This window comes from Lawsonibacter faecis (assembly GCF_014287675.1).
Classification (GTDB): domain Bacteria; phylum Bacillota; class Clostridia; order Oscillospirales; family Oscillospiraceae; genus Pseudoflavonifractor; species Pseudoflavonifractor faecis.
Window position 1 is genome coordinate 109,768 of sequence record NZ_JACOPQ010000004.1, and the last position, 13,832, is coordinate 123,599.

At 58.7% G+C, this 13,832-nt stretch carries 8 protein-coding genes and 1 riboswitch; of the genes, 6 read left to right on the top strand and 2 right to left on the bottom strand.

All coding sequences use genetic code 11. The features are described 5' to 3' along the window. Position 1: 1 nt before the first annotated feature. Together H8S62_RS06325 and istA are read right to left on the bottom strand one after the other, a co-directional pair. Positions 2–244, bottom strand: a complete 243-nt coding sequence (locus H8S62_RS06325) for a hypothetical protein (RefSeq protein ID WP_155151092.1) — start codon at positions 242–244, stop codon at positions 2–4. Beyond that, the gene (gene istA / locus H8S62_RS06330; RefSeq protein WP_155151090.1) at positions 237–1,730 is read right to left on the bottom strand and encodes an IS21 family transposase; all 1,494 of its coding nucleotides are present in this window, start codon (positions 1,728–1,730) and stop codon (positions 237–239) included. The genes H8S62_RS06325 and istA overlap by 8 nt, the downstream gene beginning before the upstream one ends. A 250-nt stretch (positions 1,731–1,980) precedes the next feature. Continuing rightward, positions 1,981–2,256: riboswitch (cobalamin riboswitch) on the top strand. A gap of 627 nt (positions 2,257–2,883) precedes the next feature. Between istA and H8S62_RS06335 the strand changes: the two genes are divergently transcribed. From H8S62_RS06335 to H8S62_RS06360, 6 genes are all read left to right on the top strand, one after another. Beyond that, complete coding sequence (locus H8S62_RS06335; RefSeq protein WP_186918808.1) at positions 2,884–8,439, top strand: S-layer homology domain-containing protein; 5,556 nt, start codon at positions 2,884–2,886, stop codon at positions 8,437–8,439. A gap of 276 nt (positions 8,440–8,715) precedes the next feature. Further along, positions 8,716–9,114, top strand: a complete 399-nt coding sequence (locus tag H8S62_RS06340; protein ID WP_155154456.1) for a homing endonuclease associated repeat-containing protein — start codon at positions 8,716–8,718, stop codon at positions 9,112–9,114. After that, positions 9,114–10,784 (top strand): S-layer homology domain-containing protein, encoded by a 1,671-nt coding sequence (locus tag H8S62_RS06345; RefSeq protein WP_155151080.1) that lies wholly within the window; start codon positions 9,114–9,116, stop codon positions 10,782–10,784. The genes H8S62_RS06340 and H8S62_RS06345 overlap by 1 nt, the downstream gene beginning before the upstream one ends. A 12-nt stretch (positions 10,785–10,796) precedes the next feature. Beyond that, positions 10,797–11,801: a DUF4430 domain-containing protein gene (locus H8S62_RS06350; RefSeq protein ID WP_155151077.1), complete on the top strand. Its 1,005-nt coding sequence runs from the start codon at positions 10,797–10,799 to the stop codon at positions 11,799–11,801. A gap of 133 nt (positions 11,802–11,934) precedes the next feature. After that, entirely contained in the window at positions 11,935–12,852 is a 918-nt protein-coding gene (locus H8S62_RS06355) for an energy-coupling factor transporter transmembrane component T (RefSeq protein ID WP_155151074.1), read from the top strand. Beyond that, positions 12,837–13,823, top strand: coding sequence for a TIM barrel protein (locus H8S62_RS06360; protein ID WP_256274442.1), 987 nt, complete (start codon positions 12,837–12,839; stop codon positions 13,821–13,823). Before H8S62_RS06355 ends, H8S62_RS06360 begins: the two co-directional genes overlap by 16 nt. Positions 13,824–13,832: the final 9 nt, after the last annotated feature.

The window sequence follows — 13,832 nt, forward strand, 5'->3', positions numbered from 1 at the left end:
CCTATGTCAAGCCGCCAGGAAGTTCAATGGCGGAGTTCCACACAAAATCATCCAGTGTCTTCATCACCCGGAAACCAGCCGTCTTTACCATGCGGTTAATCCGGTTGGCCTCTCGTTCCTGTAATTCCAGCGTCAAGAGGTCGGTCACATATTGCTCGGTATTTTCGTAGGGGACGCTCCGCCAGCCTTTCGCCATGCCGCCCAGCTTCACTTGCCGCATGAGCTGTTCAATCTGTTCAGCCATGAGCCTCACCTCCCATCAGGCCATCATAGGCTGAGAGGTTTGGATTGTAGTTCAGCAATGGGGCTCCGGAGAGTTTAAGCGGATCTGGGCGGTACTCCTTCTTGGCAATCATGTAATAACACTGCCGCAGGCTGTCCACATCGGCCCGGCCATTGGCGGCTGCCATTTCCAGAGCATCATCACAGAACTCAGAGTTTCCGTCAGCAACGATTTCGCTGAGAAGTTGCAGGGCGCTCTTCCGCTCTTTTCCCTTGGTGGAAGCAAGATAATCCTGCCACCGTTGCGGCATTTGGTGGAAGAAACGGGTATGCTCAATCGCTCCTGGCTTTTTGCAGAGGGTGGACATATACTGCGTCCAGTCGTAGACCTCATCATTGGTCTTGTAGCTTCTGGGAAAGCGTCCAACCGGTCTGTGGTCGTGGTAAAACTCTACATGGTCATAGAAGATTTTGGCCTGTACTTTTTCGCCGGCCAGCATGGGAGATAGCCCGTATTTATTCGTCTCAATCGTTGCGAAGCCTGTTTTACTCACGGTAAGCGTCGTGTAGCGGAACACAGAGAAGGGATACTGCGGCAGCTCTAAAAGTGCCGCCTTGTCCTCTTCCCAAAGTTCCCGGATGGGAACCTTGTGCTTGTAGTGGAGCCGGTCAGCGTCCTTTTCGCACCACTCCAAGAGCTGTTCATTAAATTCCTCAAACGAGGTAATGACTGGGACCGGGACAAACGCATTGCGGCGGCTGTAACCAACCTTGTTCTCTACATTGCCTTTTTCGTTGCCGGAAGCCGGATTGCAAAAATCAGCTTGGAAACGGTAGTGGAGCATAAAGCGGGTAAAGCCGTCCGTAAGGACACGCTCACCATCTTTTAGTACCTGAGCAACCGCCGTGGTCATGTTGTCAAACCGCAGCCTGGGAGGGACGCCGCCAATGTGCTCAAAAATCCGCTTCATGCCTTCCAGCAGGCACTCTTGGTTTTGAGACGGGAACGCTTGCGTTACTCCGTTGTTAGAGCCGGGGAATGAGATCGTCAGCGCATAGAACGGAAAGCGTTCTCCGGTAGCGGCCCATTCGCCTTCCGCAAGGCCAAAGTCCACCTGTCCCCAGCCTTTGGGGTGCTCCAGAGGGAGATAACCGGCACTCAGAGTTTTCATGACATATTTTTTCTTGCGGACATACTTCTTCACGGTGGAATAGCAGCCAGTAAACCCATGCTCATCACACAGGCGGTGGTAAATCCGCATTACTGTATGGCGCTGTTTCCTGGGGGCCTTTCGGTCCTCCTCCAGCCATTTATCAATGATGGGGATGAAGTCTTGCAGCACCGGATAGCTCTGTGGCTCAATATCCGGCAGATTGTCCTCGCTCCAGTTTTCCTGGTAGGCGTACTTGCGGACAGTCTCAAAGCTGTGGCCGGTTATGCGGCATATTTCCCGCAAACTTGCCTCTTCATTTTCGTAGAGGTCTTTGATATACTTGATTTGAGCCATTCGTAACACCTTTCTGCTACCCCCTTATGGTTATCCCACCTAAAGGGTAGCGTTTATTTCAGGTGCTGACAATGGCTCTTTTTATTTGCCATTGGGGTGCTCACTTTTTGAGTACCATTTGCTACATTTTCATTTTACCGAAAACAGCCATGGCCCTTCATGCGTGGGTTACACCCACGCATGATTTCCCTCTGTCATAGGAAACCCAGACAACTGCATAGGGAATATCCGGCTTTTGTGGCAAATGCGCGACCCGTTCCGGCACCCCGGGGCGGACACGCATCCTTGTTCGGCTGAACAAGGGAATCAGGTGAAATTCCTGTATATGTTTTGCAGCAGGAACCGCAGCGAAAGCGGCGGCGACGTGCAATTCAATAGCTGTGATTGTGAAGTATATCCGTTTTCTGCGAAAGCAGGTCACTGGCGGCTGTAATGGCTTAGCCGGGAAGGCTGCGGGTATGCGCTGGCGGGGATGGCCCCGCCTGAACACATCAGTCAGAAGACCTACTGAGAGCTCACCCCCGACGGTTCGGGGCTGCTCTGACAAGAATGCCAGGACGCGGCGCGGGAAGAGCGCGCCGGCAGCCTCCCCAGAGGGACAGGAGCGGATGCATCCAAACGATGCGTTCGCTTTTTTGCGTTCCAGGGAGGCATCGCCGAAGGGGCGCGCCCCTTCGGCGTCAGAGGGGACCCCTCTGACGCCGATAACCCTTGCCGGCCGGATAACCCCCTGCGCGCGGCCGTCAATGCGGCGCTGCGGCAGGGCCTTTGCCCGTTTCCGTATGGCCGATCCGCGGCCGACAACTGAATAGCCACATCGGGAGAGCATATCCGTTTCCGGGGAAGCACGCGACGACAGGAGCGTGCCAAGGGCGGAAGCACGCGGTCTACGTCGCGGCGGGCGGGAGCGCAGGAACCGGTACCGGGGATGTGGCGGGAAGTATTCAAAAACAATGTGGACGGCGCGCGTTGGAAGGCGGCCGTTCTTTGGAACAGGGCGCGGGCGGATCCCACCTCGCACGTCCTGACATAACGCTACCTTGAATTTGAAGAGAAGATAGGAGTTGGTTCAGTTATTATGATGCAAGAATATCACGCCGATGGGACAGATACGGGAAGGGCCGGGACAAGAGAACCGTCCCGGAGGAAAATGGTGGGCAAAATTGCCCACCGCGCCCTCGCACTATTGCTGACAATTTCTTTTGTGGTTGGCCTTATGCCAGCGGCCTGGGCAGCGGCGGACGGGGTGACAGTTACTGGCGGAAACCTAATGAATTCCATTGATGATACTGGAAATTCCCTCGGTTACACGTACATCATTGAGGCTACTGATGATGAAATATCAGTAGAGTTTACAGATGAGAATTTTCTGGATACTTCAAGTGCCCCTCTTTGCCAAATAAATGAAGACTATGAAACAATTGAAGTGAAAAAGTATTCTTTTTCTGGAAGCAACACGGTTGCTTTTTCATTGAATGGGCTCCAGACGGCCACCCCGGCAGCAGTTGCAGGATATTTGTCAGGAAAGAGCGATTTTGTTTTTTCTGGCATTGATTTCTATATCGTATATGTATATACACAAGATCAGGAGATATTCACGGCGAATTTTCTGATATATAAAGCATCTGCCAGTGAAGAGCCGGTTAATGCGGACGCCTTGAAATCTGCAATTGACAGCATCCCTGTGAGCGGCTACTATACTTCAGACGACCGCTACAATGGCAAGGATGCCGATACTATTACAAACAGCCAAGGCAGCTTTTGGGCGGAAGTTCAGAGTATCGCGGACGAAGCCAATAGAGTTTATACAAGTGCCCTGAATGGCAAAGCAAATCAAAATGCAGTTGATGAACAAACTGACAAATTGAACCAAAACGACCCGGGCAGCGCGCTGTCGCAGGCTCTTGCCAAGTGTATCCCCACCACCCAGGTCAACGCCACCGGGCTGTACGAAACGCTTGAACGGCATGAGGATGCTTACACGGGCGGCAATCCAAATCCTTCCGGCAGTTCCTATACTGATGCAAGCTGGGAGAACTTCACAACGAACTATGAGAATGCAAAGGAACTGCTGGATTCCCTGTTTTACCAAGAAGGTGATGCCATTCCGGAGGGGAAAGAAGCCGGCGATGCGACACCTGCAAACACAACAGGGCGGCAACGTGATTTGGAAAACGCTGCCGCAGTGTTAAACGCTGCAAGGAGCGACCTCTTTCTCACGGATTATGTGGAAATCCTGCCCTTATGGCAGAGCGCGGCAGACTGGCTGCTGGAGCAGCAGGCAAAACTCACTGCGGCAGATTATACCCCTGACAGCTGGAGCGCATGGTACAATGTGGAGGACAAGGACGAGAACGGCATTGGCGACGGAGCCTATCAGGTGCTTTCCGCCCTTGATCCATCATCGATTAGCACCCAATCTGCGTATACAGCCTACACCCAGGCTGTGGCCGCGGCCTCCACGGCCTACTATCAGCTGGAGGACGCAGGGGGATCTGTCGCCGTCCATGTCCGTGTGGCGGATAGTTTTGCCGCCAGATATCCGCAATATGCACTGAAAGACCCCGACTCCGCCGCTTTTGATGGGACGGTCACGCTGACGGATGACAAGACCATCGGCAGCCTGCTGGATGCTATAAAATTTGACTTCACACCGGCTGAATCAACGGGTAACTCCACTGTTTCCCCCTGCCTTATGGCCTATGTCAACGGCACGTTGGTTGTAGACCGGGATGCTTCTTTCTCACGCTGGACAGGATTGCTGATAAATGGGAATGGGATTGAAACCGGTGTTGCTGCTGTGGAACTGCATGACGGCGATGAGGTTGTCCTCGCAAGAGTACCGGCGCCAAATTATAAGTATTACACCAGTACCATTCCAGCAGCGCCCTACGAAACATATCGCTCTTACGTTTCCCAGCTGGAAATCAGCGGCGGGGATACCATGGAGGCGGAAGGCGGCGCGGAATTTTCTGTGCAAGTCACCAAGACCAGCGCTGTGCCGGAGAGCGGTAATTGGGGGAACCCCCTGTCGGCGGGCAATGCCACCATCTTCCTCAGCGAGGCGAAAGAAACTGCCGATGAAGCAAAGGCGGCTGCCGCCTATGAAAACACCGGTGTTGTGACCAGCTCTGATGGTACGGCCACACTCAGCCTGTATAAGGAAGGCTGGTACAAGCTGTTCGTGGCAGATGTCCGCGATCAGACGCCGGCGGAAACCACAGACCAGACAAGCTATACCGGAGGCGAATTCCCCGGCCTGGCTGCAGGCGATTCTGTGCTGCTGCATATTGTCACGCCCAGCGACCCAGCCTCCGCCGTGGCAACACTGCAAAAAGAACTGGATGCAGTTTACAACGCCTATGAGCAGGCATTTTACTCCGAGGCGCAGTGGGAAGAAATTACCAAGACCTATGAAACCGCTTCCGCAGCGATTGCTAGCTCGGATCTGCTGGCAGATGCCTATGAAAGCCAACAGGCTGCCATCACTGCCATCCAGGCGGTGCAAGACGCAAATCTGGAGGAAAATGAGCGGGTCAACGCCCTGATGACTGGATACCTGCAGTATCTTCCGTCTGCGGAGCAGGTTCTGGAGGGAAAATTCTATCAATCAGATGCTGCGCGCATGGAATGGGCTAAGTCGCTGTATAACGGCATGACGGAGTATCAGAAAGGGCAGCTTACTGGTTTGCAGATGGCACAGTGGAACGCCCTCCTGAGCGCCTATGGGGCAGATGGGAGCGGCCTCCCGGAAGGCCCTGGTTTTACCCTTACCATCGAGGCAGATCATGGCGGCAAGTTCGCCGCTTGTGAGGTTAATGCTTACGCCCGGGACAAAGAAAACAACGGAACTGAATTTATCACCGTTACAGAAGGGCGTGATCTGCTGGAAACAGTAGGAACTGACGACCAGGCAGAATTCACATTTGGCAGCGGAAAGAACCAGGATAATATCATTGAATTCCAATTTGCCATTCCCGACGGCGCCAATATGCAGCTGGTGAGTGTGGAGAGCAGTGGTCCGCAGCCATACTCAGTCCGGGAAAGACCTTGGGATTCTTCGGGAGGGGAGGCATACACTTACTCTTTTCTTAACCCACGCTGTGATTTCACGATTACGATAAACGCCATCACAGAGGGGGATCTCTCCTACAGTAAGCTGACGGCGAAAAACGAGCTGACGGAAGCCTACAACGCCTACTCCAAGACAGCCTACACGGCTGAAAACTGGAGCAAGCTGACAGCATTTTACAACGATGGACTGGCGGCTATTGATGCTGCTGAGGACGAGGAAAGCATTGCATCGGCAAAGAACGCAGCCATTGCCGCTATGAAGACGGTGGAAGAAGGGTTCCTGGTAGATGAAACCGTCGGAGAGCTGGGCAGCGTCCATGTAATCATTGAGAACACCACCTATTCCGGTGCGCCTGACTCGCTGCGCGGTACATTTGTAGATGCCTATGTGGCGCTTAATCATGACAGCACCATGATGAGCTGCATTACCGCCGCGCTAACTCGCGAGGGTTACGGATGGGAAGGCACGGGCGGAAGCCAGGGCGGCGTGAATGATCCCGGCATCACCTACATCTCCGCAATTACCTATGGTGACGACAAGCTGGAAGAGTTTGACGGGAAGAACACATCCGGCTGGATGGGAGTCCTCAACGACTGGTTTACCAATGAAGGCTTCGCCTCTTTCAGCGCTTCGGCCCAACAACGGGATTACCGAATTGTAGACGGCGATGAAATCCGCGTCATGTTCACGCTGGAGGGCTATGGCGCGGATTTGGGCGGCTCCTGGTCGAGCAGTGATACCAGCCTGGCGGATCTTGAGGTAGATGGCGGAACATTGTCCCCGAGTTTTGACGGAGATGTCCTGGAATACGTCCTGGTCGCCAACGGCAGCCGCGTATCTGTAACACCCACTGCTGCGAACAAAAACTATCAGGTCAAAACTTTCCTGAATGAAAAAGTTGTTGAACGAAATGTAGATTTCTACCGCCGGGGCGAGTCGATCCCGGTCAAGGCCGGCGATATCATCTACATCGGCGTAGGTGAGCCGACATGGTTGTCCATGAACAACCAGGAAACGGAAGCCATCAAGTATACCGGCACCTGGTACACCATCAAGGTCATGGACAGCAACAGCGCGGAAAGCGTCGTTGAGCTTATCGACGCCATCCCCACCATCACCTACGCCGGCTATAAGACGCAGGCAGAAGCGGTGAAACTGGCTCGGGACGCCTATGATGCCCTCAACGCGGAAGCCAAGACCAAGGTTACCAATTTGAACAAACTGACATCGGCGGAAGAAGCAATCCAATTCTACACCGAGATTGACGACGTCAAGGATCTGCTGTCCAAGATCCCCTCTGTAAACAAACTGACCACTGCGGACAGGGGGATGGTGCAGGCCGCCCGGAATGCCTACGATGCGCTGGATGAGGATCAGAAGCTCTATATCACCATCGCCGATGTGGAGAAATTCAACGCCGCGGTGGAGTGGATGGAGGAACACGGCAGCAGCATCAGCGGCGGGACCATCGCCGGCGTCGAAGAGATGCCGGAGGAAGTCGGGGAAACCGGCGGCGGCTCCATCACCATCACACCGGAAGCCTCTGTGAACAGCAAGGGCGAGGCCACCGCCAAGGTGGACGCCGAAACGGTGGAACAGGTGCTGGAGCAGGCCGCTGAGGACGGCAGCATCTCCACCATCGTGGTGGCCCCCGAGATCGACGGGGACGCCTCCAAGGTTACGGTGGAGCTGCCGAAGTCATCGGTCAGCGACATCGCCGGCGACAGCCTGGATCTGACGGTGTCCACTCCCATCGCCGGCATGACCATCCCCAGCGAGGGCCTGTCTGAGCTGGCGAAGCAGAGCGGCAGCACCGTGTCGTTCACCGCGGAATCGGTCACTGTGACCGGCGCCGGCGGCAGCAAGTCGGACGCCATCCGGCTGGATGTGGCGGTGAACGGCAAGAGCGTGGATACCGTGCCCGGCGGTCTGACTGTGACCGTCCCCGCCGCAGACGCCGGCAGCGTGCTGGTGCTGGTGGCGGAAGACGGCACGGAAACCATCATCCGGAAATCCGTCACCGCGGACGGAGAGGTCGCCGGCCTGGTGGACGGCCCCTGCACCGTGAAGGTGGTGGACAACGCCAAGACGTTCACGGACACCAGCGGGCACTGGGCGGCGGACGCCATCGACTTCGCCTCCAGCCGCGAGCTGTTCAACGGCACCAGCGCCACGGCCTTCTCCCCCAACGAGGAGATGACCCGCGCCATGCTGGTCACGGTGCTCCGCCGGATGGAGGACGAAGCGGAAACCGCGGCGGAGAACGCCTTTGCGAACATCCCGGACGATACCTGGTACACCGATGCGGTGATCTGGGCCAGCGAGAACGGGATCGTCAACGGCGTGGCGGAGGGACACTTCGATCCCGACGCCAACATTACCCGGGAGCAGCTGGCGGCCATGATGTACCGCTACGCGGACTTCCTGGGCATGGATACCGCCGCATCCGGCAGCCTGAGCCGCTTCCACGACGGCAGCCAGGTGTCCCCGTGGGCATCCGACGCCATGAAGTGGGCGGTCAGGAACGGCCTCATCTCCGGGAAGAGCCCCACAATTTTGGATCCCAAGGGCAACGCCACCCGCGCGGAGGTCGCGACGATCCTGCAGCGGATGACCGCGCTCATGGTGAAATAAGCGCATCCCCCTAAAAAGGGCGCCCGCAGCCTGCCATTGTGACTGCGGGCGCCCGGACAAAAATGAATACCAGATAAAGAGCGTGAAACCCGCCGCAGGCTTACCCCTCCCGTAACAGCCGGGACAACACACCGGACCGCGCGGGATGGGCGCGGCCAACGAGAGATCATGCGGGACCCATCCGTTGGATGGGTCCCGCATCTTTTCGTACAGCGAGGAGGTGGAGGCAGGAACGTGGAGCCCAGCGAAGTCCTCCGGCTGAAGCAGGCGCTTGCTTTGGACGCGGCGAACGCCGCCGGAGACCGGGAAAGCACCGCATGGCTGGAGCCGGAGCAGTGGAAGAACTATATGGGAAAAGAAACGCGCAAGGCGCTGTACGGCGCGTTTCCCGACGAGGAGCTGCTGGCCGTCCTGCGGGAAACGGCGGCGCGGCTGGGGCGGAATCCCAGCAAGAAAGAGGTGTTCTGCGTCTACCGCGTCTTCCTGATCCAGCGGTTCGGCAACTGGCCCCGGGCGCTGACCGCCGCCGGATTGAAGAGGCCCCGCGAGCAGCGGCGAGCGGACAACCGAAGAAGGAATGAGGAAGCGCTCCGGCGCAGGAAGGCACAGGAATTGTCTGGGCAGGCGGCAGCAAAAGAGGCCGGCCTGACAACAAAAACGGAAGGAGAAGCATGATGAAGGAACGCTTAAAACGCGGCGCGGCCGCGCTCCTGGCATTGATTATGGTGCTGGGGCTGTCGGGAAACGCCTTTGCGGCGGTGTCGGATGACACCTTAACGGCGGCCATCGAGGACACGGCGCAGTACATTTATGAGACGGTGAAAAGCCCGCAGGTGGGCTCCATCGGCGGGGAATGGGCCGTGCTGGGCCTGGTCCGGAGCGGCTATACCGTACCGGAGGAATACTATCAGGACTACTACGCCACCGTGGAATCGTATGTCAGAGCCTGCAAGGGCGAACTCCACGACAAGAAATACACCGAATACAGCCGCGTCATTGTGGCCCTCAGCGCTATTGGAAAAGACGCCCGCAGCGTGGCCGGCTATGACCTGACCAAGGCCCTGGGGGACTACGACAAGACCATCTGGCAGGGGCTCAACGGCCCCATCTGGGCGCTCATTGCCCTGGATTCCCGGGATTATCCCATGCCGGTAAATCCGGAGGCTAAGACGCAGGCCACCCGGCAGATGTATATCGACCGCATTCTGGAGTGCCAGCTCCCGGACGGCGGCTGGAGCCTGTTCGGCGGAACAGAGGCCGCCGGCTCCGGGGACGGCGTATCCGATCCGGACATCACCGGCATGGCGCTGCAAGCCCTGGCAAAGTATCAGGACCAGCCGGCCGTGGCCGAAGCCACAGAAGAGGCGCTGGCCTGTATGTCGAAAAAGCAGAGCACGGACGGCGGCTTCGCCTCCTGGGGTACCGCCAACTCTGAGAGCGTTGTGCAGATGATCGTGGCCCTGTGCGAGCTGGGCATCTCCCTGGACGATCCCCGGTTTGTGAAGGGCGGGAACACCATGCTGGACAACCTCATGACCTTCTATCAACCCGGAAACGGGTTCCTGCATACCCAAAACGGATCCGGCTCCAACCAGATGGCGACGGAGCAGGCGTTCTACGGCATGGTTGCCGCGCAGCGGGCGCGGCAGAACAAAAACAGCCTCTACCGCATGGGGGACGCCATCACCGTGGCGGAGGGTGAAGAAACCCCGTCCGGCGCCGGGCTGGAGGGCAAGCACGCCGACGTAAAGGCCGTGCCGATTACCCAGATGGGCAAGACCTTTGACGACATCACCGGAGCCAACGCCCATGAAAATCAGCCGGCCATCGAGGCGCTGGCCGCCCGGGGGATCATCGATGGCATGGGGGACGGCCTGTTCCATCCCGAGGCGAGCATGACCCGCGCCCAGTTCGCCGCCATCGTGGTGCGGGCCCTGGGCCTGACGCCCGCCGCCAGCGAGGCCTTTACAGACGTGCCCTCCACCGCATGGTATGCCCCCTATGTGGGGACCGCCAGCACCTACGGCCTCATCAACGGCGTGGGCGAAGGCCGCTTCAACCCGGACGGCACCATTACCAAACAGGAGGCCGCCGTCATGGTGGCCCGGGCCGCAAAACTCTGCGGTATGGACACGGCGCTGGACACCGCCGCCGTGCGGGATGTGCTGGCCCAGTTCACCGACTATGTGACCACGCCGGAGTGGGCCCGGGAGGGCCTGGCCTTCTGCTATCAGGAGGGGATTCTGGACGACTCCGCCATGGAGATTCAGGGGAAGACAGAAATCCTGCGCTGCGAGATTGCCCAGATGCTTTACAACCTGCTCAGCAGCGCCAAGCTCCTGTAAAGGAGAGCGCCTATGTGGTGGAAAAAGAACAAGTGGAAAGTGATCGTCCCGGTCCTGATCGTGGCCGTGCTGGCCGCCGCCTTTTGGTACGGCGGCGGCGCGCCGGGCCTGCAGGGCTGGAATGTGGCGGACAATAATACCACGCTGTCCGGCCAACCGGACGCTGCGCCGGAGGACTCAGGAACTGATACCGGGCATTCCGGAGAAACTGTTCCCGAAGAAACGGGCAGCGCGGAGGACGGGACGCAGGAAGCGCCGGAAACGGAACAGCCGGACCTGTCAGAACAGGGCGTTGAAACGGAAGATCCCCCGCAGGAAACGCAGACGGATCTGATTTCCCCGGATGATGAAACCCCGGCAGAGGGCATTGAGAGCCGCCCTGGTGGGACAGAGGGCGGCATGACCGCGCAGGAAAAGCTGGACGCCGCCGCGGAACTCGCCGGCGGGTCCTCCCCCGGCGTGCAGGCCGGCGACAAGGCGTACTCCGAGTCCCAGGGCATGGTCATTGACCCGGATACCGGCAAGGATCAGTATCTCACTGACCCGGTGCCGGAGGGGAAACCCCTGCCGGTGGAGCCCCAGGATGTGGAGATCTCCGACACGGCCTACACCTGCACCATTTCCATCTCCTGCGCCACCATCCTGGACCACATGGACTGGCTGGACCCGGAGAAGGTGGAGCTGGTGCCGGAGGACGGCTGGATCCTGGAGCCCACGGAGGTCACCTTCTACGAGGGTGAGAGTGTTTTTAACGTGCTCCAGCGGACCGGCAAGCAGCAGGGCATCCACATGGAGTTTGAGAACACCCCCATGTACAACAGCGCCTACATCGAGGGCATCCACAACCTCTATGAGTTCGACTGCGGGGAGCTCTCCGGCTGGATGTACCAGGTGAACGGCTGGTTCCCCAACTACGGCTGCTCCCGCTACCAGCTGCAGGCCGGGGACGTCATTGAGTGGGAGTACACCTGCGATCTGGGCGTGGATGTGGGCGGCTACTACTCCACGGGAAGTTAAAACCAGAGATTCCATAGCCGGGGGCGGCTGCTGCCGTCCCCGCGTTCCCGCCCTTTTTCAATGGCCCCTGTCTGCCGACGGAGGCCATCGAAAGAGAGCGGAGCACCGTCAAGAAAGAAGGGAACCGTATCCTATGCCGAACAGAGACGCCTTTTCCAGCTATCACCCTGTCATCAATTTTATGTATTTCGCGCTGGTGCTGGTGTTCAGTATGTTCTTCATGCACCCTGTCAGCCTGCTCATCTCCCTCGCCGGCGCCATCGCCTACCATCTCTACCTGAACGGTCGGAAGGCCCTGCGGTTCCAGCTGCTGTTCCTGCTGCCCATGGCCCTGATGGCCGCCCTCATCAACCCGGCCTTCAACCACGAGGGGGCGACGCTGCTGGCCTACCTGCCCTCCGGCAACCCCCTGACCCTGGAGAGCATCGCCTACGGATTTGCAGCGGCCGCCATGCTGGCTGCCGTGGTCCTGTGGTTCTCCTGCTATACGGCGGTGATGACCTCAGACAAGTTTGTCTATCTCTTTGGCCGGGTCATCCCGGCCCTCAGCCTGGTGCTGAGCATGACGCTGCGGTTCGTGCCCAAGTTTAAGGCGCAGATCCAGGTGGTCAGCGAGGCCCAGCGCTGCGTGGGGCGGGACGTGTCCAACGGCAGCGTGCTCCAGCGGCTGCGAAACGGCATCACCATCCTCTCCATCATGGTGACCTGGGCCTTGGAGAACGCCATTGAAACGGCGGACAGCATGAAGAGCCGGGGCTACGGGCTGCCGGGCCGCACCGCCTTCTCCATCTACCGCTTCGACAGCCGGGACAAAGCGGCCCTGGCCTGGCTCCTTTTCTGCGGCTTCTTTATCCTCTGCGGCTGGATGGCCGGCGGACTCTCCTATCGGTATTACCCCACCATGAAGGGCGCGGCGCTCACGCCCATGACCATCAGTTTCCAGCTGGTCTATCTGGCCCTGTGCCTGACGCCGGTCCTCGTGGACCGCTGGGCGGACTGGTCCTGGCGGAAGCTGGAGAAAGCGGAGGGACAGACGTGCGCCAGAGCATGAACCTGCCGCTGTGCGAGCGGACAAGAGAAGAGTACGGCGGCTGGGACGGCCTGCGGCGGGCCTGCGCCGCTCTGGGGCTGGACGGCGTGGAAGGCATCTGGAGCGGCGGGGACATCCCGGCGGATTTCCCGAAGGACCTGCTGGCGGGCTATCACCTGACTTTCTTCCCGGACTGGCTGGACTTCTACCGGGAGGACCGAAAACGGCTGCTATATAAGTTCGGCAGCATGGACGCCGTGGCGTGGTACTACGGCGGGCGGACGCCGGAAACGCTTGTGGACCTGTACCGGGCGGACCTCCGGCGGGCCGCCGCACTGGACGCCGCCTATGTGGTGTTCCATGTCACCGATGTATCCGTGGAGGAGAATTACACCTACCGCTGGCTCCACACCAACGAGGAGATCATCGACGCCGCGGCAGAGCTCATCAATCTCCTGCTGGGAGACGCCGAGTGGCCCTTTGCTTTTCTGGTGGAAAACCAGTGGTGGCCGGGATTTACGCTGACGGAGCCGGAGAACACCTCCTGCCTGCTGGAGGGCATCCGGTATCCCCGCAAGGGCATTCTGCTGGATACCGGCCACCTGATGAACGCGGAGCGCTCCATTGCCACGCAGCGGGACGGGGTACGGTTTATCCTGGAAATGCTGGACCGCCACGGGCCGCTGTGCCGGTATATTCAGGGGATGCACCTCCACCAGAGCATCAGCGGCGCATATGTCCGCCGGCACTGCGGCGCGCTGCCGATAGACTTCCCGAAGGATCTGCCGGGGCAGTACCGCGCCTGCTATGCCCATATCCAGAACATAGACCGGCACGAGCCGTGGACGGATCCGGCGGTGCGGGAGATTGTTGACCGGGTCCAGCCGGCGTATCTCACCCACGAGCTGGCGGCGCCGGACCGGCAGGCAAAGCTGCGGGCGATCCGTCAGCAGCTTGATACGATTGAGAGAGGAGGCGAGCGTCTTGAATAACCGGAAAGC

Bases quoted from the DNA above. Each gene is read 5' to 3' on its own strand.
- H8S62_RS06325 (WP_155151092.1), bottom strand. From the start codon at position 244: ATGGCTGAACAGATTGAACAGCTCATGCGGCAAGTGAAGCTGGGCGGC.
- istA (WP_155151090.1), bottom strand. From the start codon at position 1,730: ATGGCTCAAATCAAGTATATCAAAGACCTCTACGAAAATGAAGAGGCA.
- H8S62_RS06345 (WP_155151080.1), top strand. From the start codon at position 9,114: ATGAAGGAACGCTTAAAACGCGGCGCGGCCGCGCTCCTGGCATTGATT.
- H8S62_RS06350 (WP_155151077.1), top strand. From the start codon at position 10,797: ATGTGGTGGAAAAAGAACAAGTGGAAAGTGATCGTCCCGGTCCTGATC.
- H8S62_RS06355 (WP_155151074.1), top strand. From the start codon at position 11,935: ATGCCGAACAGAGACGCCTTTTCCAGCTATCACCCTGTCATCAATTTT.